A 21781-nucleotide genomic window follows, 5' to 3' on the forward strand; every position below is an offset into this window, starting at 1 on the left:
ATGGTCGGGTGGAGTTGATCAGGGCCTCCCGGACACGACACGCCGGTCGATCACGACCAATAGTTCATGATCGGCGGGACGGGGCGGGGCGGGTGAGAGGGGCGACGAGGGGACGGTTCGCGCTGCTGGGGCCGGCCTCCACCAGGTAGTCGCCGGGGACCGTACGCCAGCCGCCGGCCCAGATCTGGAACGCGCGCTCGGGCAGGTCGACGGTGACCGTGGCGGCCTGGCCGGGGTCGGCCGTGACGGAGGCGAAGCCCACGAGCCGGCGCACCGGCCGGTCGGGGTCCGGCTCGGCCGGGGCGAGGTAGATCTGAACGACCTCGCGGCCTGGCCGGGAACCGTTGTTGCGTACGGTGACCGTCGCTGTTCGGTCCTCAATAGACAGACTCTCGTACGCCCACGTCGTGTATCCGAAGCCGTGGCCGAACGGATAGCGCGGAGCGATCCCCGTCCGGTCCCAGGCGCGGTATCCGATGTAGATGTCTTCGGCGTAGTCGAGGACTCCGTTGTCCGGCGTGGTGGACAGGACCGGGCAGTCCGCCGCCGCGACGGGCCAGGTGGTGGGCAGACGGCCGCCCGGTTCGGCCCGGCCGAGCAGCACGTCGGCGAGGGCGTGCCCGGCTTCCTGGCCGGGAAACCAGGTGAGCAGCACGGCCGCCACCTCGTCGACCCACGGCAGCTCCACCGGGGATCCGGCGTTGACCACGACCACGGTCCGGGGGTTCGCCGCGACGACCCGCCGGACCAGTTCGTCCTGGCGGCCGGGCAAGGCCAGGCTCGTCCGGTCGAAGCCCTCGGACTCGACCTCCTCGGTGGTGCCCACGACGACGATCGCGACGTCGGACTCGGCGGCCACCCGCTCAGCCTCGGCGAGCAGCTCGTCGGCGGTCGCGACGGGGTCGGCGTGGCCGAGGAGCAGCGCGACCACGGGGAAGCTCTCCGCCAAGGCGACCTGGTGGCGGAGGCTGACCTCGACGGTCTCGCCCGCCGCCAGTTCGATCGGGAAGCGCCGCTCCGGCGGGGCGAGGAAGAGCGCCGCCAGATCCATGTTCTCGGGCACGATCGCGTCGTCGAAGACCGTCTGACCCGGACCGGCGTCGCCGGTCACCGAAAGCGTGAACTGGCCGATGCCCCGGATGGCGAGGTGGTGCGTACCGGCGGCGTCAGGGGTCAGCCGGCCGGTGAGGTCCACCGTGGCCAGCTTCGCCGGGTCGACGCCCTCCGGCATCTCCATCCACACCCCGATCGCCGCGGGCAGCGTCTCGACATGCATGGTCTGACCGTCGGCGTCCCGGAACGTCGCCGTCAAATCCGTCCACTGGGGACCCCGGGCCGCCGGGACCTTCTCGCGCGGGTCCGCACCGATGGCGTACGTGAGTCTGGTGGTCGCCGGGAGGGCGGCGGTGAGCCCGTCGAGCGGGGAGACGATGTGCGGCGGGAAGACGATGGCGCTGCCGCCGCCCAGGATGCGCGCGTCCTTCGCCAGTACGCCGATCACCGCTACGCTGCCGACCTCCGGCAGCGGCAGAATGCCGTCGTTCGAGGCGAGCACGAAGGAGCGGCTGGCGATCTCGCGAGCCAACGCCTCCCCGTCGATCGGCGCGGGCCGGTCCGCGGGCGCCACCGCGGGGGCCACCCCGTCGAGCGCGCCGACCCGGGCTGCCAGCCGAAGTACTCGGCGTACGTGGTCGTCGATCAGCTCCTCGGCCACCGCGCCGGTGCGTACGGCGTCGACCAGGCGCGTACCCCACGGGCTTCCGGTGGCGGGCATCGCCAGATCCAGGCCGCCCCGCGCGGTCGCCTCGGTGTCACGGGCGGCGTACCAGTCGGAGACGATAAGCCCGTCGAAGCCCCACTCGCCCTTCAGCACGCCGTTCTGCAGCTCGTCGTGCTCGGTCATGGTCACGCCGTTGACCTGGTTGTACGCCGCCATGACGCCCCACGCGCCCGCGTCGACGATGGTCTCGAACGGGGCGAGGTAGAGCTCGCGCAGCGCCCGGTCGGAGACCTTGTTGTCCACCGTGAACCGATCGGTCTCGGCGTCATTGGCGACGAAGTGCTTGACCGTGGTGCCGACGCTGTGGTCCTGCACCCCTCGCACGTACGCCGCCCCGATGGCTCCGGTGAGCAGCGGATCCTCCGAGTACGCCTCGAAGTGCCGGCCGCCGAGCGGACTGCGGTGCAGGTTCACCGTCGGTGCGAGCAGGACGTGTACGCCTTTGCGGCGCGCTTCCTGACCCAGCAGACGCCCGGCCCGGCGGGCCAGCTCGGCGTCCCAGGTCGCGGCCAGCGCCGTCGGGCTCGGCAGGGCGATCGACGGGTCCTCCGCCGTCCACCGAGTTCCGCGTACGCCGATCGGGCCGTCGCTGACCACCAGCGAGGCGAGGCCGATCTCGGGTACGCCGGGCACGGTCCAGCTGTCCTGCCCGGACAGGATCTTGACTTTGGTCTCGAGGTCGAGGCGGCTGAGCGCCTCCTCGACGGCGGCCTCACGATCGGTACGCAGCGCTGACATACGGCCTCCCTGAAGTTTGGAGCCATCGTGCACTAACTACCGAGTGATCGGTAGGCAGCGTTATTGTTTCGAAACATAAGCGGCGGCTATCCTGCCTTCCATGACACACCCTCGGCGCAGGCTGAGACCCGAACAGCGGCGCGCCGAGATCCTGGACGCCGCGCTGGAGGTCTTCGCCGAACGCGGCTACCGCGGCGCCTCCCTGGCCGCCGTCGCCGACAAGGTCGGCCTGACCCAGCAAGGTCTGCTCCACTACTTCCCGGGCAAGGACGCGCTGCTGATCGAGGTGCTGCGGCGACGCGACGAGGTCGACTCAGGCGCGTACACGCCGTCCGGCAACGGCCTGGAGATGATGGAGAAGCTGGTCACGCACAACGCCACGCTCCCCGGGCTGGTGCAGTCGTTCACCGTGCTCTCCGCCGACAGCGTCACCGACAACCATCCGGCCAAGGAGTTCTTCACCGAGCGCTATCGGCGTACGCGGGAGACGCTGGCCGAGTCGATCCGCCGCGAATTCGGGGAGGAACCGCCCGGCGGGCTCACCCCTGAGCAGGCGGCGGCGCTGCTCGTCGCCGTCATGGACGGCCTGCAGCTGCAATGGCTGCTCGATCCGGGCGAGGTAGACATGGCCGCCGTCTTCCACGCGTTCGCCGGCCTGCTCCGCTCCGCCTCCCCAGCCGCACCGCCAGCCCCATCGTCACCTACAGATCACGGTTACGCAGGCTGAAAGCGGCTCGAGAGGCATGCACAACCGTGATCTGCTCCCGTTGGGGAGGGCTCAGCGGAGAAGGGCGAGGAAGGCGTCTGCGACGCGCTCCCGGCCCCGCCCGTCCACCACGGCCATCGCGCGCGTGGACAGCTCTGTGCGTACCCGTGGGGTGGAAAGAAGCTCGCGGAGCGTGACCACCGCGGCGTCGGCGGCGGGCGACGCGGAATCGGCGAGGTCAGCGAGCAGCCCGATGCCGGCGGTGAGCCCGCGGGCCATGACCCGCTCGTAGCCGAGCCATTGGTTGTCGACGACCCAGACCATCGCGGCCGCCGCGCCCAGGCACAACAGCTCCCAGGTGGACGTGCCGGACGCGCTGACCACGACGTCGGCGGCGGCGATGTGCTCCGGCAGCCGGTCGGTCGGGTCGATGATCCGTAGCTCCTGGCCTGGACCGGGGGTCAGCTGCGCCAGTTCCTTGCGGAGCTGTTCCGAGCCTGCGACCACGGTCGCGTCGACCGGGACGCCGGTCGCGAGCACGAGCCGGATGACGACCGGCGCGGCCCCGAACGCGTCCGTGCCGCCGAAGAACGCCAGCAGCTTCGGCGGCACGGCGTGGGCCGACTTGGGCTGCTCCGGACGCAGCCGGCGCACGGAATCGCGCAGCAGCACGTAGTTCAGCCCCGCGAGGCGCGGCACGCTGGTCGGCACGTCGGCCAGCTCCGCGTCGAGATTCTGGTCCAGGAAGAGGTCCGGCTCCTGCCCCCGGATGTCACCGTCCACAATCGCCAGGACTGGTACGCCGAAAGCCCGAACAGCGCCCGCACAGCTCGGATCGAGCGTGTACGAGTCCACCACGAGCCCGCTCAACTGGAGGTCCCGTACGGCGGCGACCAGGTCGGCCGGGGTGTCCGGGCCGGGCAGCAGCGGCAGGTCGCGTTCGCGCAGCTCCCGTTCGGCCCAGCCGACTCCGCCGACGTCGCCCAGGAAGACGACGTCGACGCCACGCGAGGTGAGTTCCTCGGCCAGCGCGATACCCCGGACCAGGTGGCCGACGCCCGTCGTGGGGCCGGCGTCGCACCGGATCCCGATCCGGATGCCGCTCACCCCTGGTTCAGGGTCTTCTGCTCGACGTGTGAGTTGATCTGCGCGATCTCCGGGTTGGCGGCCAGCCACTCGACCATCTTCTGCAGCGAGACGCTGGTGTCGCCGAAGTGCGCCACCGCCTCCTCGACCAGTCGCCAGTCGTCCTCGGTGTCCACCGTGAGCCGCAGGTTGGACCGATCCGGCGGCAGCGTCAGGCCCATCACCCGGAACTGGTCCGGGTTGGAGTACGCGTACGACGTGACGTGGATGCGGTGGAAGCCCTCGGCGATGTCGCTGATCCGGCGCAACGTGGCGGCGTCGATGATCTCGACGTCCATCCCGAGTGGCAGCATCCGCTTGATCGACGTGCTCAGGTAGTCCAGCCCCGGCACGCTGCGGAACACCCGGCAGGCCAGCGCCACGATCTCGGGGTCGATGAGCGGGTTGTCGGCGGAGAACCGCATGACCGCGTCGGCCGGGTGCTCGTCGAGCGCGCCGATGAACCGGGACAGCACGTCGTCGACCGGACCCCGGTACGCCGCGACGCCCAGCCGCTCACACTCGGCGACGATCTCGTCGTCGATGTCCTCGACGGTGGTCGCGACGATCACCTTGTCCAGCGCGCCGCTTTCGTGGGCGGCCCGGACGACCCGGCCGAGCACCGTCCGGCCGGCCAGCGTCTTGAGGACCTTGCTGGGCAGCCGGGTGGAACCCATCCGCGCCTGAATGATGCCGACGACGCTGATGCGACCTGCGCTCACCCTTCCTCCTGCTCCTCGCCGTTGCGGCGGAGTACTCGCTTGGCCACCTGAATGGTCTTGCGGGCCAGCGCGAGGCCGAGCTTACCCATGCGGGCGGTGAAGGTTCCGCTCAGGAGCTCGACTCGGCTCTCCGCCTTGCGAAGAGCCTTCTCCCGGCCGAGAAGCAGTTTCTCGTTCCAGGCGTTGGTGGCCTTCTCGTGCGCGAGCTCCGCTCGAAGCCTATCCACTGCCGCCTGCAGATCTTGGATGTTCTGCGATCCCGGCGCGGTGGTGCCCTGGTCCAGCCCGGCCAGCCGGGCCCGCAGCTCGGCGATCTCGGCGTCCGACAGGCCGAGTTCGGCGCCGGTCAGCTTGGCGTGCAGCTCGATGGCCTGCCGGAGCACCACGTCGCCGCCCCAGTCGTAGCCGGCGAGTCCGCCCAGTACGCGGGTCAGTTCGTCGACGCTGTCGAGCTGCGGCCACGGGTGCGAATACCCCCCGCCGACCAGGACAGTCGCGAAGTACCGCAGCGACCGGGCCACCGCGACCTCGACCGAGGCGCGCAGTTCCGTCGACCAGCTCGGGTCCCAGCGGACGAACGTGTCGTCCACGACCAGCAGATCGCTGGGCAGGATGAGCAGGTCCGCGCCGGTGAGCCTGCCCTCGGCGTCGGCGCGGCTCGCGGCCCATGTCGCGAGCTGGGCCAGCGCCATCTGCAGCCCGGGGACGTCGCGGTGCATGCCGAGCACGATGAGGTGGTCCAGCAACGGGATGCCGGCCGGGACCGGGCCGTCCAGCGCCTGCGGATCACGGATCAACCCGTTGCGGCTGACCAGCGCCCGCGGGCCGAGCACCCGGCGGTTCCAGCCGTCCAGCGCCATCAGCTCGTAGCGGATCGGCCACGGCGCGGCGCGCTCGTCGCTGACCAGCGCCCGCGGCGTGAGCGTCTGCTGCCCGTCGCGGGTGGCGACGACCAGCCAGGCGGCGGCGAGCGTGGTGCCGGCCTCGGCCCGCATCGCGCCCGACGCCAGCGGACGCGGGTCCATCAGGCTCGGCCGGTCGGCGTACGCCTGGTCGAACGCGGTCGCGACGACCGCCTGCAGGTGCACCTTGAGCTGGGGATCGGTGGCCAGATCGAGCGGGACGAGGGCGGTCGGCCGCTGCGGATCCGGGAAGACCAGCAACGGCGTCGACGTCTCCAGGCCGAAACCGGTGACCGCCGCCGCCAGTTCCCGTGCCGAAGCGGGCCGGGTGGCGTCGAAGCTGTCCGACGGCGTCCAGTCGGCGTCCGTACGCTCACCACGCGGCGGAACCAGCGAGGTCAGCCGGTGGATGCCGAGCAGGTTCTCGTGCACCAGGGCCAGCGTCCCACCGGGGCCGACCAGGCCGGCGACCAGCGCCGCGCGCTCCTGCCAGCTCAGGTGCGGCCCGTCGGCCGAAGTGAGGCGCTCGACGCCGCCGCCCACCAGGACCAGGTCGAACGGCTCCGCCGGGTCGACCTTCGTCAGGTCGCCGCAGAGCACCTCGACGCCGGGGTGCGCCTTCGCCGCCTTGGCCGCGTCGGGGTAGCTCCGCATCAGGCAGGTGACCTGCATCTTCTCAGCTTCCAGCACCGAGAGGATGGCGTCGTCGTGCAGTCCGGCCACGAAGGCCCGGCCGCCGGGGCGGACCAGTTCGGTCAGCAACTCGGCCAGCACCGCACCGCCGGCGGGCGTACGCTGCTGGCCCGGTTCGTCGTCGGACCAGACCAGCATCTCGCTGCCGATCAACCGCAGATTGGCCGGCACGCTTGCCACCGTCACGCCATTACTCCTGCCATGGGGGATTCCGTTGCCGTCACTCGCTCGGCTTCGTCGAGGGAGTTGCGGAAGGTCACGTGCTCGTCGGACCAGCCGAAGAGCCGGCGGACCGCTTCCGGCGGAAGCAGCCGGTCGGCGCCCAGCTCGGCCCGAGCCGTCTGCTGCGCCGCCGCCAGGTCCAGTTTCGCCCCGTGCATCTCCGGCCACAGCCGGCGTTGGCGGGCCACCCCGCCGAAAGTCGGATCCTCGTTAGCCAGCGTCATCGTGTCGCCGTAGACGGCGGGCTCGCACCCGGCCAGCGTCCCGTAGAAGACCGCGCTGCTGAGCCGATTGGACGCGACCCGCTTGTGCCGCCGGATCTCGGCGAGCTGACGGTCCAGGAAGAACCGGTCGGTGTTGCGCCACCAGAAACCGCGGTAACCGTGGGTCACGATCCGGAAGCCCGCGTTCTCGTAGATCCGTCGGACCCGGCGCATGCGGTACTCGTTCCAGTACAGGCAGATCGTGACCGGCCCGTCCTCTACCTCGCGGATCTGCTTGATCAGTCGCTTGTGGTCACCGTGGACATGCTGGCCCTCCCACCCGTGGAACGGGTAGTAGATGGTGCCCTCACGCTCCGGCTGGTCGGCCGGCTCCGGCTGCATCGCGAGCAGATAGGACCAGGGCGCGCCCACGACGACCACGTTGCGGTACCCCAGCGACCAGGACCGGCGGCGTTGCTTCTCCGACCAGACGTACAACTGGGACCCGGCGACATACGGCGTACCAGGGGCGAGGCCGTCGCCGATGTTCCAGCCGTGCTGCAGGTAACCCTGGATCCGGGGGGCGGGGTCGAGATCGATTCCGCAGTATCTGGCCATCACATCCGCATGGCCGTAATAGACGTTTGCGTGGTGCATGATCAAAAACTTCCGGTAGTTACGCTCGGATGGGGGATCAGCCGAGGATCGTACGGAGAGCTTCTACCACCCTATCCTGATCGTTTTCTGTCAACGTCGGGAAGAGCGGCAGCGACAGCTCCTCGGCGTAGAACTTCTCCGCGTTGGGGCACATCCCGCGCTGGTAGCCCAATTCGGCGTACGCCGGGTGCCAGTAGACGGGGATGTAATTGACCTGCACCAGGATCCCGGCCGCCCGCAGCTTGTCGTAGACCTCACGGCGACGGCCGTCGAGCACGCGCACCGGATACAGGTGGTACGCCGGGTCGACCCAGTCGCGTTCGACCGGCAGCCGCAGGCCCGGCACGTCGGCGAGCAGCTCGTTGTACCGGGCGCGCAACGCCGTCCGGCGGGCTTTGAAGGCACCGAGCCGGGTCAGCTGAGCCCGGCCGAGCGCGCAGAGCACGTCGGGCAGCCGGTAGTTGACGCCGAACTCCTGGACCTCGTAGTACCAGCCGCCGTCGTTCGGATTCGCGTACTCCGCTTCCTCGCGGATCATCCCGATGCCCTTGAACCGGCGCGCCCGCTTCATCAGCTCCGGATCGGCCGCCGCGACCCCGCCGCCCTCGGCGGTGGTGAGGTTCTTGGTCGGGAAGAAGGAGAAGGTCGTCAGGTCGGCCAGCGAGCCGACGAACCGGCCCTTGTAGGTGCCGCCGATCGCGTGCGCGGCGTCGGCCAGCACCAGCGCGCCCACCTCGTCGGCGACCTTGCGCAGCTCGTCGTACTCGGCCGGGTGACCGGCGTAGTCGACGGCGGCGATGACCTTCGTCCGCTCGGTCGTCAGCGCGGCGGCCGCGGCCGGGTCGAGGTTCGCCGTGTCCTCCTCGACATCGGCGAAGAGGATCTTGGCTCCCAGGATCGTCGCGCACGAGGCGGTCGCGACGAACGTCATCGGGGTGGTGACCACCTCGTCGCCCGGCTTGATCCCGGCGGCGGCGTACGCCACGTGCAGGGCGGCGGTGCCGTTGCTCACGACGGTGACCGGTACGCCCCCGGTCCACTCGGCGAGGTCCCGCTCGAAGGCGTCGACCTGAGGGCCGGTCGTGAGCCAGTCACTACGCAGCGTAGCGGTGACGGCCTCGATGTCGACGTCCTCAATGGTCTGCCTACCGTACGGGAGCATCGCGCCTCCTTGGCTTCGAGCTGCGGAGTTTGCTTCGAGCTTCGGACCGGGTCAGGCCTGGATGCCGAGGATGTCCCGCAGCTGGTCGACGGACAACCACATGTCGTTGTTGTCCGAGCGGTAGTTGAAGTCCTCGGCGACCGGCTCGGCGTCGGTCGGGGGGATGTAGCCCCACTCGGCGATCGTGGGCTGGACGACGTAGCGGTCGGTGAGGCGTACCGTGCGGTGCGCGTCGTCGATCGCGATCATCTCCTCGTGCAGCTTCTCGCCGGGGCGGATGCCGATCTCGTGCGTCGCGCTGCCCGGGGCGACGGCCTCGACGAGGTCGCCGATGCGCATGCTTGGAATCCGCGGCACGTAGAGCTCGCCGCCGTTCATCAGGTCGAACGAGTCGACGACGAACTGGACGGCCTGCTCGAGGGTGATCCAGAACCGGGTCATCCGCTTGTCGGTGATCGGCAGGCTCTCGCCTTCGGCGGCGAGCTTGCGGAACAGCGGGACGACCGAGCCCCGGCTGCCCATCACGTTGCCGTAGCGGACCACGGAGAACCGGGTCGGGAAGGCGGCCGCGTAGTGGTTGGCCGAGACGAAGAGCTTGTCGGCCACGAGCTTGGTCGCGCCGTAGAGGTTGATCGGGCTCGAGGCCTTGTCGGTCGAGAGCGCGACGACCTTCTGCACGCCGTTGTCGATCGCGGCCTCGATGACGTTCTGCGAACCGGCGACGTTGGTCCGGACGAACTCGAACGGGTTGTACTCGGCCGTGTCGACCTGCTTGAGCGCGGCCGCGTGCACGACATAGTCAACCTTGTGCATCGCCCGGGTCAGCCGCTCGCGGTCCCGGACGTCGCCGATGAACCAGCGCAGGCGCTCGTCGTTGCCGAACATCTGGCGGACCTCGTACTGCTTCAACTCGTCCCGGGACAGGATCACCAGGCGAGCTGGGTCGAGGTTGTCCAGCGCGTAGCGCAGGAATGCCTTGCCGAACGAACCCGTCCCACCGGTGATAAGAATGGACGAACCCTGCAGCACGCTCACATTACGCTCCTTGCCGTCTGCACTCACTCAAGCCGCATTATCCGAGGTCAACCCGGATCGGTCCACCGAAGGCGGCCGTTGGCTCGCGCGCGGCGTGTTCGGCCCCGCTGCGGCCCGTGCCAACATACACGGCGTACCCCCTGGTCGCGGAAACAGCGTCCGGGCGGGGCGAGAACCATGCTGGGCTAGACTCGCCGGGCATCGTCGCCGCTTCTGGCGGGCGCTGCTGCGACTTCCTGGAGGGACGTAAGTGATCGAGATCGACCGGCTGCGCAAGGTCTTCCGCTCCTCGCTCGAGCTGCCCGAAGACTACGACGTCGACGGCCTGGAGTACCGCGGGATCGAGAAGTGGGACTCGCTGGCCCACATGTCCCTCGTCGCCGCGATCGAGGACGAGTTCGACGTCATGATCGACACCGACGACGTGATCGACATGAGCTCCTTCGGCAAGGCCCGCGAGATCCTGGGCAAGCACGGTGTCGAGTTCGCCTGAAATTCACTCGCCGGACAAGGGCGCCCGAGTGGCGCTCGTCACCGGCGGGTCGCGCGGTATCGGCCGGGCCGTGGCCGAGCGGCTGGCCGCCGACGGGTACGCCGTGGCGGTCCACGCAAGCACCCTCGCGAACGCTCAGCCCGTCGCGGACGAGCTGGCCGGCAAGTACGCCGTCCCGACGCTGGCCGTCGGCGCCGACGTGAGCGACCCGGCGGCGGTGAAGGCGGCCGTGCGGTCGGTCTTCGAGCAGTTCCGGCGGCTGGACGCGCTGGTCGTCGGGGCCGGTACGCACGAGGCGGGCATGCTCGGTATGCAGTCCGACGCCAGTACGCAGCGGCTCTTCGACGTCAACGCGGTCGGCGCCACGCATACGCTGCAACACGCGGCCCGGTTGCTGCGCCGCGGTGACGCCCCGGCCGTCGTCCTGATCGCCTCGGTCATGGGCCGGGTCGGCGGGGCCGGTCAGGCCGTCTACTCGGCGACCAAGGCGGCCGTGATCGGGCTGACCCTGGCTGCCGCCAAGGAACTCGGGCCGGCCGGCATCCGCGTCAACGCGGTCGCGCCTGGTTTCATCGAGACCGACATGCTCAGCACCCTCGACGAGGCGGGCCGGGCCGAGGTCGTCGCAGCCACCCCGCTGCACCGGCTGGGTCGTCCACAGGACGTGGCCGACGCGGTCGCTTTCCTGCTCTCCCCGCTGGCCTCGTTCGTCACCGGACAGGTCCTCGGCGTCGACGGAGGCGTACTTCGATGATCAGCTTGCTCGGGCCGGGCGCCCGGCTGGTCGACGCCGCCTCCGGCGACGTCCTGGCCGGCGAGGAACTGGCGGACCGGGTCGCGGCGGCGGCCGAGCGGGCGGCGACCTGGCCCGGAGTGCTCTTCGCGCACTTCCCGGCCACCGTCGACGCCATCGTCGGCTACCTGGGCGCGCTCCAGGCCGGCCGGCCGATCTGCCTGCTCGACCCCGACCTGCACACCGATCTCCGGGACCGTCTGGTGGCCCGGTTCGAGCCCGGCGCGATCACGAACGGCAAGGGCGACCTGCCACGCGGCTATCACGCCGACGGCGCTGTCTGGCTGCGAGACGAGCCGTCGGCCGTCACCCCGCACACCGACCTGGCACTTCTGCTGACCACCTCGGGCTCGACGGGCGACCCCAAGCTCGTCCGTCTCACACCGACCGCGGTGCAGGCCAACGCCCACGCGATCGCCGAGGCGCTCGGCATCGACGGCGGCGAGGTCGCGATCACCAGCCTGCCGCTGTTCTACTCGTACGGGATGTCGGTGCTGAACTCGCACCTGCTCAGCGGCGCGACGGTGGTGGTGTCGCCGCGGACGTTCCTGGAGCGCGAGTTCTGGAACGACGTGAACGCGTACGGCGTGACCAGCCTCGCCGCCGTCCCCTATCAGTACGAGATGCTCAAGCGGCTGCGCTTCGACCCGGCCAAGTACGCCACCCTGCGTACGCTGACGCAGGCGGGCGGGCGGCTGAAGGGCGAGCTGATCGTCGACTTCCACGGGCGCATGTCGGCCGTCGGCGGCCGGATGTTCGTCATGTACGGGCAGACCGAGGCCGGTCCCCGGATGACGACGCTGCCTTCGGCGTACCTGCCGGGGAAGGTCGGCTCGGTCGGACCGGCACTGCCCGGCACCACTTTGTCCATCCGGGTCGACGACGGCAGCGAGACCACCGACCCCGATGTCGAGGGTGAGGTCATCTTCCGCGGCCCCAACGTCATGCTCGGGTACGCCACCGCCGCGGCCGACTTCGCGACCGGCGACGAGCTGGGCGGCCGGTTGTCGACCGAGGACCTCGGGAAGCTGGACGCCGACGGTCACCTGTGGATCACCGGGCGGCTCAAGCGGATGGGCAAGATCTTCGGCATCCGGGTCAACCTGGACGACGTGGAACGGCTGCTCGTCGACACCCCGCCGGTCGCGGCGATCCCCGGCGACGACCGGCTGACCGTCTTCGTCGAGTCCGACGAGGAGCAGTGGCCGGCGAAGATCAAGGCTCGGCTGGCCGAGGCGCTGGGCATCCACTCCAGCGGCTTCGAGGTGCGCAGCATCACCGCTCTGCCACTGCTGGCCAACGGTAAGGTCGATTATCGGAAGCTGGCGGAGGAGGGCAACGCGTGAGCGAGGAAGTCTTCACGCTGAAGCAGCCGGAGAAGGATGACCGGCTGCTGGAGCAGTTGAGCGCGCTGACGCGGCATCACCGCGAGAACAGCCCGGAGTACGACCGGATCCTGCGGGCCAGCGGCCAGGCGCGGGATTCTTACGCCAGCGTCTACGACCTGCCGTGGCTGCCGGTGCGGATGTTCAAGAACCACCAGCTCAAGAGCATCCCTGAGGACCAGGTCGTCAAGGTTCTCACCTCCAGCGGCACCACCGGTGACGTGAGCCGGATCTATCTCGACCGCGACGCGGCCGCCGCCCAGACCCGGATGCTGTCCCGGACGCTGCAGACCGTGCTCGGCCCGAAGCGGCTGCCCATGCTCATCGTCGACAGCCGGGGCGTGGTGGCCGACCGGCGCAGCTTCAGCGCCCGGGGCGCGGGCATGCTCGGCCTGATGAACTTCGGCCGCGACCACGTGTGGGTGCTCGACGAGAAGGGCGAGCCCGACGTCGAGGTGCTCAAGCAGTTCCTCGCCAAGAACGGCGACCAGCCGTTCCTCATCTTCGGCTTCACCTTCATGGTGTGGCTCTACCTCTATGAGGCCGCCCGGGAGGCCGGGCTGGACCTGTCCAACGGCATCCTGATCCACTCCGGCGGCTGGAAGAAGCTGATCGACCGGGCTGTGGACAACGCCGAGTTCCGCCGCCGGCTCGCCGCGGACGTCGGCCTCACCAAGGTGCACAACTTCTACGGCATGGTCGAGCAGATCGGCACCGTCTACCTCGAGGGGCCGGACGGCGGCGGGCTCTACTGCCCCGACTTCGCCGACGTCATCATCCGCGACCCGGAGACCTGGGAGGTCGCCCCGGTCGGCACCCCCGGCCTGATCGAGGTCACCAGCACGCTGCCCACGTCATACCCGGGCCACGTGCTGCTGACCGAGGACCTCGGGGTGGTGCACGGCGTGGACGACGGCGCCTGGCCGGGCAAGCGGTTCAGCGTTCTGGGCCGACTCCCCCGGGCCGAGGCCCGCGGTTGCAGCGACACGTTCACCGGAGGCGACCGATGAAGATCGACGTACGCTTCCCGGCCGGCCCCCAGGCCACCGTGGAAGACGTCATCGCCGGGGTGACCGCCGAGCCCGAGGGCGGCCGGCTGGTGCCCGGCGATCCCCGGGTCGTCGACTTCCTGACCGCGCTGGCCCGGCGGCTGCTGGCGCCGTCGATCGCGCGGCGGCATCCGGAGCTGGGCTCGCTCGGCTTCTTCCTGCGGAAGACGGAGATCCGCAAGACTCTGGAGCATCTGCGCCGTGAGGGCGACGACGCGCTGGTCTTCCCGCGCGGCCTGGTCTTCCACGTGCCTCCGGCCAATGTGGACACGATCTTCGTCTACTCGTGGGCGCTGTCGGCGCTGGCCGGCAACCCCAACGTCATCCGGATCTCGTCCCGGGCGGCGGGCGCGGCGCTGACCATCCTGGAGACGCTGAACGAGTGCCTCGCCGAGGCGCACCCGGCCATCGGCCAGACCCAGCGCATGATCACCTACGGTCACCAGGACGAGGTCACCGCGGCACTGAGCGCCGCCTGCGATCTCCGCGTCATCTGGGGCGGCGACCGCACCGTCCGCGACATCCGGCGGCACCCGCTCGCGCCGCACGCGCGGGACGTCACGTTCCCCGACCGTTCCTCGTACGCCGCGATCTCCCTCGCGGGCTGGCAGGCCACCGACGCCGACGGGCGTAAGCGGGCCGCCGAGGGCCTCGTCAACGACGTCTACTGGTTCGACCAGGCGGCCTGCTCCTCCCCGATGGCGATCTTCCTCGTCGGCGACGCCGACCAGGCGCCGGCGGTGAAGGAAGAGCTGCTGGGCCTGGTCGCGAAGGGCGCCCGGGCACAGGGGTTCGCCGTCGACGCCGCGATGGCCGTGGAGAAGCGGGTCTCGACGTACGGCCTGGCCGCCGAGGGACGCGCGGTCGCGCTCGACCTCGCCGACAACACGGTCACCGGCGTGACGCTGGCCGGCCCGGAGGCCGTACCGCACGACTGGCTGGGCGCGGGCGTCTTCCCGTTCACCACGGTCGCCTCGCTCGCCGAGATCGCGCCGCAGATCACGCGCAAGGACCAGACCTTCAGCCACTTCGGCTTCACCCGCGACGAACTGCTGGACTTCGCGCACCTGCTCGGCGGACGCGGCGTGGACCGGATCGTGCCGTTCGGCCAGGCGCTCAACTTCGCCGGGGTGTGGGACGGCTACGACCTCATCCGCGAGTTCAGCCGGCTCGTCACCGTCACCGCCTGATCCCGGGTGTCACCAGGCGGTCCAGTGTCACCAGGCGGTCCAGCCGCCGTCGACCACGACGTTCGCGCCGGTCGTGTAGCTGGACCGCGGTGACGCCAGGAACAGCAGCGCGGTGGCGATCTCCTCGGGCGATCCGACCCGCCCCAACGGGGAGTGTTCGCCGAGCGCCTTGAGGAACTCCGGGTCGCCCCCGCCGGGGAATGCCCCTGGCGTGATGGCGTTTACGCGTACCCCTTGGGGGGCAAGCTCCACCGCCGCGTAGCGGGTCAGTTGCAGCAAGCCGGCTTTGACCGCGCCGTAGTAGGGCGGGTTGACCTGCTCGGGGCTCGCGTAGAGCGAGGGGCGTGGGCTGACCAGGCCGTACATCGACGACACGGTGATGACGGCGGGCGACGAGTCGGCAGCCGCGCGGACCAGCAGGTCGCGGGTGGCCGCGAGCAGCCGTTGGAACGCGGCGAGCGCGAGATCGGCGGCTTGGGCGAAGTCTTCCGTGCGGGCGGTGGCCAGCGTCCCGCCGCGCCCGACGTGCGCGTTGTGCACCAGAACGTCGACCCGGCCGGGGCCGACGCTCAGCGCGACCCCGAGCGCCTGCACGTCGTCCGGATCTGTCACGTCGCAGCGGGCCGCCACCGCCGAGAGCCCGTCAGCGAGCAGCTCGGCCGCCAGCTCGTCCAATCTCGACGAGTCGCGGCCGACCAGCCAGACCTGCGCGCCTGCGGTGGCCAGCGTGCGGGCCATGACTCGGCCGAGCCGCCCGGTCGCGCCGGTCACCACCGCGATCTTGCCGGTCAGGCCGAACAGCGCCTCGGGCGTCAGGTTCATCGCGCGCTCCCCCACGTGCTCGGGTCCAGCAGCTGCGCGGGTGCCTCCGGCAGCCGGTCCAGCAACATCTCGCGCTCGGCCGCCGCGAGTCCCGGTCGGCTCGCGAGCCGCACGTTCTCGCCGAGCTGGTCCAGCGTCTCGGCCCCGATCACGACCGAGGTCACCCAGGGCAGCCCCAACGTGTACGCGACGCAGAGGCCGGCCCGGTTCGAAAAGTCCAGGTCCGCGGCGACCTCGTCGAGGATCGCGACCGCGGCGTCCCGGTGAGGATCGGGCACGTGCGGCCACCGTACGCCGCTCCCGGCAGTCAGCAGTCCTTGCAGGTAGACGCTGCGAACGGTGACGACCACGTCGCCGGAGAGCGCGTCGGCGACCTCGGGCGTGAGCCAGCGGCGATCCAGCACGTTGCACGGCAGCTGGACGTAGCCGAGGTCGGGCAGCTTCGCCACGTCGAGCAGCTCGGCCGGATTCTGCACGGAAACGCCGATCCGATCGGCCTGCCCGGCGTCCTTGACCTTCCGCAGCCCGTCCCAGGCGTGCGGGACGTCGGCCGCCCGGTGCAGCAGGAAGGTGGCCCGTTCCAGGTTCAACGTCGTCAGACTGGTGGCCGCGCTCGCCTCGACGTCCGGCTCGCCGGGCGCGATCTTCGTGATCACCGCGGGCTTGTCGGGTGCGGCGCCGATGCGCGCTTCGCTCTCGCCGTACGCTCGAGCGGTGTCCACATGGGTCACCCCGAGCTCGGCCGCGCGCCGGAGCAGGGCATCGACGGCCGGCTGCCCGAGATCCCCGGTCGTGTTGGCGATCCCGTACGCCATGCCCAGTTGGGCCGCACCGAGGACCAGGGCGGACTGTCGATAGCCGCCCTGGTCGCGTACGGGCAACGGAGTGCTCAGATCAGATCCCAGCTGAGCGGGGTGCCTTTGGCGGCGTCGCGGGTGAAGGTGCGGCCGAGGACCTTGTCGATCTCGATCGGGGGCAGGCCGTTGGCGGGCCGGATCGAGCGGACGTTGGCCGGGGTGACCGGGTCGCCGGCTGTGACGTCTTCGACGACGTAGAGGGAGCGGCGGAAGCGCAATCCTTCCTTCTCCGACTCGGTCGGGCCGATGTGTGTGGAGCCCAGGGCGAGCCAGGCGCGTTCGGATTCGTCGACCAGGGCGCGCATCTCGGCCGGGGTCATGGAGAACGCCGAGTCGACGCCGCCGTCTTCGCGGGCCAGGGTGATGTGCTTTTCGATCACGGTCGCGCCGAACGCGACGCTGGCGATGGGTACGCCGATGCCCAGGGTGTGGTCGGACAGGCCGACCTGGACGTCGAAGGTCTCGGCCAGGATCGGGATGCGGCGCAGGTTGGAGTCCTGCGGCGGCGACGGGTACGAGGCGGTGCAGGCCAGCAGCACGATCTGGGTCGCGCCCGCACCACGGGCGGTGTCCAGGGCATGGGCGATGTCGGCGACGCTGGCCATGCCGGTGGAGATGATCAAAGGTTTGCCGGTCTGCGCGGCGAGCCGGATCAGCGGCAGGTCGACCAGCTCCGACGAGGCGATCTTGTACGCCGGCGCGCCCAACGATTCGAGCAGCTCGATCGCGGTGGGGTCGAACGGGGCGGAGAACACGGTCAGCCCGTGCGACGCGGCCCGGTCGAAGATCGGCTTGTGCCACTCGAACGGCGTGTGCGCCTTCTGGAACAGCTGGTAGAGCGACTCCCCGCCCCACAGGTCGTGCCCGGCCGAGATCCGGAACTCCGGCGTGTCCACGTCGATGGTGATCGTGTCCGGGGTGTAGGTCTGCAACTTCAACGCGTGCGCGCCGGACTCGGCGACCGCGTCGACGATCTGCAACGCCCGGTCCAGGGAACCGTTGTGGTTGCCCGACATCTCGGCGATGATGAACGGCCGATGCCCCGGCCCGATCAGATGGTCACCGATCTTGATCTCGGTCACTTCCTCTTCCCCTTCGTCCGGTCGGCCGCGCTCAGCTCGGTCCAAACCACTTCCTGCGGAACCCCGTCGACCTCGCGCTCGTATCGCCGGGTCTCGGTGAATCCCATCCGCTTGTGCAACTGCAACACCGGGGTGTTCCAGGCGAGCGTCTCGCCGCCGATCAGATCGGCCTGGAGCACGTCGAAGGCGTACGCGACGGCGTCGGACTCCAGTTGCACCCAGGCCGGCAGGAGATCCCGCCCGAGACCCTCGTTGTCGAGGTAGAACCCCCAGACGACGCCCTCCTCGGCGGCGTTCCGGGCGTCGAAGCTGACCACCCCGGCCGGCTTCCCGCGCCACTCGAAGATCAGCACTTTCCGCTGGGAGTCCTTGGCGACGGCGGCCCACCAGGCGGCGTGCTCGGCCGGGCGGATCTCATGGGTCGTGAAGCTCACCTTGCGTACTTCAGGGTGATTGCGCCAGGTCAGGACGATGTCCCGGTCGGAATCGGTCGCGTCGCGCAGCACCCGACGATCCTAGCCCGGCAGGTTGCGTCGGCTTGATCAGGCCCATGATCAGCGGAAGCCCGGCGGGGTCATGGCGCCCCGAATCCTCCGCTGATCAAGGAGGCCGCCCCCTAGGGGCCGAAATCCGTAGCTTGCCGGATCACAGGACTCCCAGGTAACGCCTAGCCTCGACCGCGTGACACTGATCGCGACCGAGTCGCTCACCAAGCGCTACGCGAACGGCGTGCTGGCGCTCAGCGAATTCACGGTCCAGGTGCAGCCCGGCGTCGTCGGGCTCGTCGGCGCCAACGGGGCCGGCAAGTCGACGCTGATCAAGATCCTGCTGGGTCTGGTCGAGCCGACCGCCGGCGGCGTACGCGTGCTGGGCCTGGATCCGAAGACGGAGGCGGAGAAGATCCGCGCCCGGGTCGGCTACATGCCGGAGCACGACACGTTGCCGCCGGACCTGGCCGCGGCCGAGTTCGTGACGCACATGGCCCGCATGAGCGGGCTGCCGAAGGTGGCCGCGCGGGAGCGGGCTTCCGAGGCGCTGCGCCACGTCGGCCTCTACGAGGAGCGGTTCCGCCAGATCGGCGGCTACTCCACCGGCATGAAGCAGCGGGTCAAGCTGGCCCAGGCGCTCGTGCACGACCCTGATCTGCTGCTGCTGGACGAGCCGACGAACGGGCTCGACCCGGCCGGGCGGGACGCCATGCTCGGGCTGATCCACCGGATCGGCAGCGAGTTCGGCATCTCCCTCGTGGTCTGCTCGCACCTGCTCGGCGAGGTCGAGCGGATCTGTGACTCGCTGGTCGCGATCGACGGCGGCCGGTTGTTGCGCGCCGACAGCGTGGCGACCATGACGACCGTCAGCGACGTGCTGGCCGTCGAGGTCTCCGAGGGGCAGCCGGAACTCGCGGCCGCGCTGCGCGCCCAAGGGTTGCCGGTTCGGGAGGAGTCGCACCTCATTCTGGTGCCGCTGGCCGGCGACGGCACCTACGACCAGATCATCGGCGAGGTGGCCCGGCTGGATCTGCCGTTGCACCGGCTGGACCTGCGCCGCCACCGCATCGCGGAACTCTTCGCGACCGCTTCCCCGACCGGACAGGAGGCCGCCGATGTCTGAGTCGGGCGTCATCCATGACATCGGCTATCAGCGCTATTCCGGGCCGCGGCTCGGCCGCGGGTATGCCGTGCGCTCGCTCTACGTGCACAGCCTGCGGACCGCGTTCGGGTTCGGCCGTAGTGCCAAGGCCAAGATCTTCCCGTGGTTCGCCGCCGGCATCGCGCTGCTCGTGGCCGTGATCATCACAGCGGTACGCGCACAGGCGGGCCGGCCGGTGCTCTCCTACACCTCGTACGCCGACGCGATCTCGATCCTCGTCGTGTTGTTCTGCGCGGTCATCGGCCCCGAGTTGGTCTCCCGGGATCTGCGTTCCGGAGTGTTGCCGCTCTACTTCTCCCGGCCGATGACCCGGGCGGATTACGCGCTGGCGAAGCTGGCCGCGACGGTGTCGGCGGCGTGGCTCTTGCTGGCGATGCCGCTGACCATCATGTTCCTCGGTGGAGTGTTCGGGGCGGGCGGCGCGAAGGAGATCTGGCACGAGATCGGCCGGTTCGCCGCCGGCCTCGGCTACGCCGCGCTGTACGCGCTGCTCTTCGGCGCGATCGCGACGCTGGTCGGGTCGCTGGCCAGCCGGCGGGCGGTGGCTGCGGCGATCATCGCGGGCTTCTTCCTCATGACCTCTGCGGTGGCCGGGGTGGTCTCCGGCATCGCCTTCGCCACGGACAGCACGACGTTGCAGCACGCGTTCGGCCTGCTGAGCCCGGCGACGCTGCTCCAAGGCGTACATGCGTGGGCGATCCCCGATCAGCCCGGCGATCTCGAAACCATCCCGGTGGGCAACCTCGGCCCGGTCTACGGCCTGGTCCTCGTGGCCGCCATCGCGGTGTGCACCCTCCTCCTGCTGGCCCGCTACCGGAAGGTGGCCCGATGAAGGTCGAACTCGACGGCGTATCCAAGTGGTACGGCAACCTCGTCGCCGTCAACGACATCTCGATGGTCCTGGCGCCCGGCGTGACCGGTCTGCTCGGGCCGAACGGCGCGGGCAAGACGACCGTGCTGCACATGATGGCCGGTTTCCTCGCCCCGTCCCGGGGCCAGGTGCTGGTCGACGGGCAACCGTCGTGGCGCAACCCGCCCGTGTACGGCAAGCTCGGGCTCGTCAGCGAGCGGGAGGCGGTGCACGGTTTCCTCACGGCGTACGAGTTCGTGCTGGCCAGCGCGAAGATGCAGCGGCTGCCCGACCCGGCCGCCGCCGCGCGTCGGGCGTTGGACCTGGTGGAGATGACTCCGGCGCAGGACCGGCGGATCGAGACCTACTCCAAGGGCATGCGCCAGCGGACCCGGGTGGCGGCGGCGCTGGTGCACGATCCGGCGGTGCTCCTGCTCGACGAGCCGTTCAACGGCATGGACCCCCGGCAGCGGCTGCACATGATGGAGTTGCTGCACCGCATGGGCGAGCAGGGCCGCACGGTGCTGTTCAGCTCGCACATCCTGGAGGAGGTCGAGCAGGTCTCCGGCACGGTGCAGGTGATCGTGGCGGGGCGGCTGGCCGCTTCGGGCGACTTCCGCAGCATCCGGCGGTTGATGACGAACCGCCCGCACGTCTTCACCATCCAGTCCAGTGACGACCGCCGGCTGGCGGTGGCGCTGATGGGTGAGGCGTCGGTGGCGGGCGTCGACGTCGACGCGAAACTCGGCCTGACGGTACGCGCGTCCGACTACGGGACGTTCACCCGCTCGCTGCCGAAGATCGCCCTGTCGACGGGCGTCCGGGTGCACCGGCTGATCCCCGCCGACGAGTCCCTGGAGAGCGTCTTCTCCTACCTGATCGCGGCCTGATTGCGGAGTACGCCATGAATCTCACCATCGCATCGATCACCTTGCGTGGTCTTCTCGGCCGCGCCCGGTTCCTCTGGCTGCTGCCGCTGCCCTTGGTCATGCTGGGGCTGGCCTGGCTGGCGGACGCGCTCGGCGCGGCTCCCGAGGACTGGACCGGGCCGATCGTCGGCGGGCTCGGCATCGCCGTCGTCCTGCCGGTGATGGCCCTGATCGTCGGGACCGGCGTGCTCGGCTCCGAGATCGACGACGGAACCGTCGTGCACATCCTGACCAAGCCGTTGCCCCGCCGGGAGATCATCCTCGCCAAGCTCGCCGTCGCCACCGGGGTCACCGCCCTGGTCGCCGGGGTGCCGCTGTTCCTGGTGGGCCTGATGTCCGACGGCGTACGCCTGGGCCTCGGGCTGTTCGTCGCCGCCATCGCGGGGTCGCTCGCGTACTGCGCGTTGTTCTTGGCGCTGAGCCTGCTCACCCGGCGGCCGGTGCTCGTCGGGCTCGCGTACGTGCTGCTCTGGGAGGGTCTGCTGGGCAACCTGCTCAAGGGCACCCGGCTGCTGTCCGTCCAGCAGAACGTCGTCGCGCTGGCCGACGCGATCTCCGGATCGGACCTGGTCAAGGGCACCATTTCGACGCCGTTCGCGATCGGCGCGCTCGCCGTCTTCGCGATCGGCGGGACGTGGCTGGCGGTCGACCGGCTGCGCTCGTTCAGCGTGGCGGGCGAGACGTCCTGACGTTCAGGCAGACCGAACAGGGGCGGCGTCCGCGAGAACGCCGCCCC

Annotated in this window: 21 protein-coding genes; 10 read left to right on the forward strand and 11 right to left on the reverse strand. The window is 70.3% G+C overall.

The genetic code is table 11. The features are described 5' to 3' along the window. Positions 1-64: 64 nt before the first annotated feature. Complete coding sequence (locus HDA40_RS15130) at positions 65-2518, reverse strand: beta-glucosidase (protein WP_253756204.1); 2454 nt, start codon at positions 2516-2518, stop codon at positions 65-67. Between the two features lie 100 nt (positions 2519-2618). On the opposite strand from HDA40_RS15130, the gene HDA40_RS15135 reads away from it, so the two are divergent. Further along, the gene (locus tag HDA40_RS15135; protein WP_253756206.1) at positions 2619-3245 is read left to right on the forward strand and encodes a TetR/AcrR family transcriptional regulator; all 627 of its coding nucleotides are present in this window, start codon (positions 2619-2621) and stop codon (positions 3243-3245) included. 51 nt (positions 3246-3296) lie between these two features. On the opposite strand, the gene HDA40_RS15140 is transcribed toward HDA40_RS15135, so the two are convergent. From HDA40_RS15140 to pseB, 6 genes are read right to left on the reverse strand one after another with little or no spacing between them, the layout of a single operon-like run. Beyond that, on the reverse strand, positions 3297-4331 hold the full coding sequence (locus tag HDA40_RS15140) for a PseG/SpsG family protein (protein ID WP_253756208.1): 1035 nt from the start codon (positions 4329-4331) through the stop codon (positions 3297-3299). Further along, positions 4328-5071 (reverse strand): cytidylyltransferase domain-containing protein, encoded by a 744-nt coding sequence (locus HDA40_RS15145; RefSeq protein ID WP_308197710.1) that lies wholly within the window; start codon positions 5069-5071, stop codon positions 4328-4330. The genes HDA40_RS15140 and HDA40_RS15145 overlap by 4 nt, the downstream gene beginning before the upstream one ends. Further along, entirely contained in the window at positions 5068-6852 is a 1785-nt protein-coding gene (locus HDA40_RS15150; RefSeq protein WP_253756210.1) for a trichohyalin-plectin-homology domain domain-containing protein, read from the reverse strand. Before HDA40_RS15150 ends, HDA40_RS15145 begins: the two co-directional genes overlap by 4 nt. Continuing rightward, the gene (locus HDA40_RS15155) at positions 6849-7748 is read right to left on the reverse strand and encodes a hypothetical protein (RefSeq protein ID WP_253756212.1); all 900 of its coding nucleotides are present in this window, start codon (positions 7746-7748) and stop codon (positions 6849-6851) included. The genes HDA40_RS15150 and HDA40_RS15155 overlap by 4 nt, the downstream gene beginning before the upstream one ends. 37 nt (positions 7749-7785) lie before the next feature. Continuing rightward, positions 7786-8910, reverse strand: coding sequence for a DegT/DnrJ/EryC1/StrS family aminotransferase (locus HDA40_RS15160; RefSeq protein ID WP_253756214.1), 1125 nt, complete (start codon positions 8908-8910; stop codon positions 7786-7788). A gap of 51 nt (positions 8911-8961) precedes the next feature. Continuing rightward, on the reverse strand, positions 8962-9939 hold the full coding sequence (gene pseB, locus HDA40_RS15165; RefSeq protein WP_253763630.1) for a UDP-N-acetylglucosamine 4,6-dehydratase (inverting): 978 nt from the start codon (positions 9937-9939) through the stop codon (positions 8962-8964). A gap of 259 nt (positions 9940-10198) precedes the next feature. Here pseB and HDA40_RS15170 point away from each other — a divergent pair, with 259 nt between their 5' ends. Genes HDA40_RS15170 through HDA40_RS15190 form a run of 5 tightly spaced genes read left to right on the forward strand, consistent with a single transcriptional unit; the run spans position 10199 to position 14855 of the window. Beyond that, positions 10199-10438 carry an acyl carrier protein gene (locus HDA40_RS15170; protein ID WP_253763631.1) on the forward strand — a complete coding sequence of 80 codons (240 nt, stop codon included), beginning with the start codon at positions 10199-10201 and terminating at the stop codon, positions 10436-10438. Beyond that, positions 10422-11192 carry an SDR family NAD(P)-dependent oxidoreductase gene (locus HDA40_RS15175; RefSeq protein ID WP_253756216.1) on the forward strand — a complete coding sequence of 257 codons (771 nt, stop codon included), beginning with the start codon at positions 10422-10424 and terminating at the stop codon, positions 11190-11192. Before HDA40_RS15170 ends, HDA40_RS15175 begins: the two co-directional genes overlap by 17 nt. Continuing rightward, positions 11189-12577 (forward strand): AMP-binding protein, encoded by a 1389-nt coding sequence (locus tag HDA40_RS15180; protein WP_253756218.1) that lies wholly within the window; start codon positions 11189-11191, stop codon positions 12575-12577. Before HDA40_RS15175 ends, HDA40_RS15180 begins: the two co-directional genes overlap by 4 nt. After that, positions 12574-13626, forward strand: coding sequence for a LuxE/PaaK family acyltransferase (locus HDA40_RS15185; RefSeq protein ID WP_253756220.1), 1053 nt, complete (start codon positions 12574-12576; stop codon positions 13624-13626). Before HDA40_RS15180 ends, HDA40_RS15185 begins: the two co-directional genes overlap by 4 nt. Next, positions 13623-14855, forward strand: a complete 1233-nt coding sequence (locus HDA40_RS15190; protein ID WP_253756222.1) for an acyl-CoA reductase — start codon at positions 13623-13625, stop codon at positions 14853-14855. The genes HDA40_RS15185 and HDA40_RS15190 overlap by 4 nt, the downstream gene beginning before the upstream one ends. 27 nt (positions 14856-14882) lie before the next feature. On the opposite strand, the gene HDA40_RS15195 is transcribed toward HDA40_RS15190, so the two are convergent. The 4 genes from HDA40_RS15195 to HDA40_RS15210 are packed head-to-tail and all read right to left on the reverse strand — an operon-like array spanning position 14883 to position 18122. Further along, positions 14883-15677, reverse strand: a complete 795-nt coding sequence (locus HDA40_RS15195; RefSeq protein WP_253756224.1) for an SDR family NAD(P)-dependent oxidoreductase — start codon at positions 15675-15677, stop codon at positions 14883-14885. Then, entirely contained in the window at positions 15674-16558 is an 885-nt protein-coding gene (locus HDA40_RS15200; protein WP_253756226.1) for an aldo/keto reductase, read from the reverse strand. Before HDA40_RS15200 ends, HDA40_RS15195 begins: the two co-directional genes overlap by 4 nt. A gap of 8 nt (positions 16559-16566) precedes the next feature. Beyond that, the gene (gene pseI, locus HDA40_RS15205) at positions 16567-17607 is read right to left on the reverse strand and encodes a pseudaminic acid synthase (protein WP_308197826.1); all 1041 of its coding nucleotides are present in this window, start codon (positions 17605-17607) and stop codon (positions 16567-16569) included. Positions 17608-17612: 5 nt separating this feature from the next. After that, positions 17613-18122 carry a GNAT family N-acetyltransferase gene (locus tag HDA40_RS15210; protein ID WP_253756228.1) on the reverse strand — a complete coding sequence of 170 codons (510 nt, stop codon included), beginning with the start codon at positions 18120-18122 and terminating at the stop codon, positions 17613-17615. Positions 18123-18297: 175 nt separating this feature from the next. On the opposite strand from HDA40_RS15210, the gene HDA40_RS15215 reads away from it, so the two are divergent. The 4 genes from HDA40_RS15215 to HDA40_RS15230 are packed head-to-tail and all read left to right on the forward strand — an operon-like array spanning position 18298 to position 21734. Then, positions 18298-19227 (forward strand): ABC transporter ATP-binding protein, encoded by a 930-nt coding sequence (locus HDA40_RS15215; RefSeq protein WP_253756230.1) that lies wholly within the window; start codon positions 18298-18300, stop codon positions 19225-19227. After that, complete coding sequence (locus HDA40_RS15220; RefSeq protein WP_253756232.1) at positions 19220-20098, forward strand: ABC transporter permease; 879 nt, start codon at positions 19220-19222, stop codon at positions 20096-20098. The genes HDA40_RS15215 and HDA40_RS15220 overlap by 8 nt, the downstream gene beginning before the upstream one ends. Continuing rightward, entirely contained in the window at positions 20095-21006 is a 912-nt protein-coding gene (locus HDA40_RS15225; protein ID WP_253756234.1) for an ABC transporter ATP-binding protein, read from the forward strand. Before HDA40_RS15220 ends, HDA40_RS15225 begins: the two co-directional genes overlap by 4 nt. Before the next feature lie 14 nt (positions 21007-21020). Further along, positions 21021-21734, forward strand: coding sequence for an ABC transporter permease (locus HDA40_RS15230; RefSeq protein WP_253756236.1), 714 nt, complete (start codon positions 21021-21023; stop codon positions 21732-21734). The last annotated feature ends 47 nt before the right edge of the window (positions 21735-21781 follow it).

This window comes from Hamadaea flava (assembly GCF_024172085.1).
Taxonomy (GTDB): Bacteria; Actinomycetota; Actinomycetes; order Mycobacteriales; family Micromonosporaceae; genus Hamadaea; species Hamadaea flava.

What these genes read in the sequence shown, in the direction of transcription:
- HDA40_RS15225 (WP_253756234.1), top strand. Translation starts at nt 20,095, where the DNA reads ATGAAGGTCGAACTCGACGGCGTATCCAAGTGGTACGGCAACCTCGTC.
- HDA40_RS15220 (WP_253756232.1), top strand. Translation starts at nt 19,220, where the DNA reads ATGTCTGAGTCGGGCGTCATCCATGACATCGGCTATCAGCGCTATTCC.
- HDA40_RS15155 (WP_253756212.1), bottom strand. Translation starts at nt 7,748, where the DNA reads ATGCACCACGCAAACGTCTATTACGGCCATGCGGATGTGATGGCCAGA.
- HDA40_RS15190 (WP_253756222.1), top strand. Translation starts at nt 13,623, where the DNA reads ATGAAGATCGACGTACGCTTCCCGGCCGGCCCCCAGGCCACCGTGGAA.
- HDA40_RS15135 (WP_253756206.1), top strand. Translation starts at nt 2,619, where the DNA reads ATGACACACCCTCGGCGCAGGCTGAGACCCGAACAGCGGCGCGCCGAG.
- HDA40_RS15160 (WP_253756214.1), bottom strand. Translation starts at nt 8,910, where the DNA reads ATGCTCCCGTACGGTAGGCAGACCATTGAGGACGTCGACATCGAGGCC.
- HDA40_RS15130 (WP_253756204.1), bottom strand. Translation starts at nt 2,518, where the DNA reads ATGTCAGCGCTGCGTACCGATCGTGAGGCCGCCGTCGAGGAGGCGCTC.
- HDA40_RS15195 (WP_253756224.1), bottom strand. Translation starts at nt 15,677, where the DNA reads ATGAACCTGACGCCCGAGGCGCTGTTCGGCCTGACCGGCAAGATCGCG.
- HDA40_RS15180 (WP_253756218.1), top strand. Translation starts at nt 11,189, where the DNA reads ATGATCAGCTTGCTCGGGCCGGGCGCCCGGCTGGTCGACGCCGCCTCC.
- HDA40_RS15230 (WP_253756236.1), top strand. Translation starts at nt 21,021, where the DNA reads ATGAATCTCACCATCGCATCGATCACCTTGCGTGGTCTTCTCGGCCGC.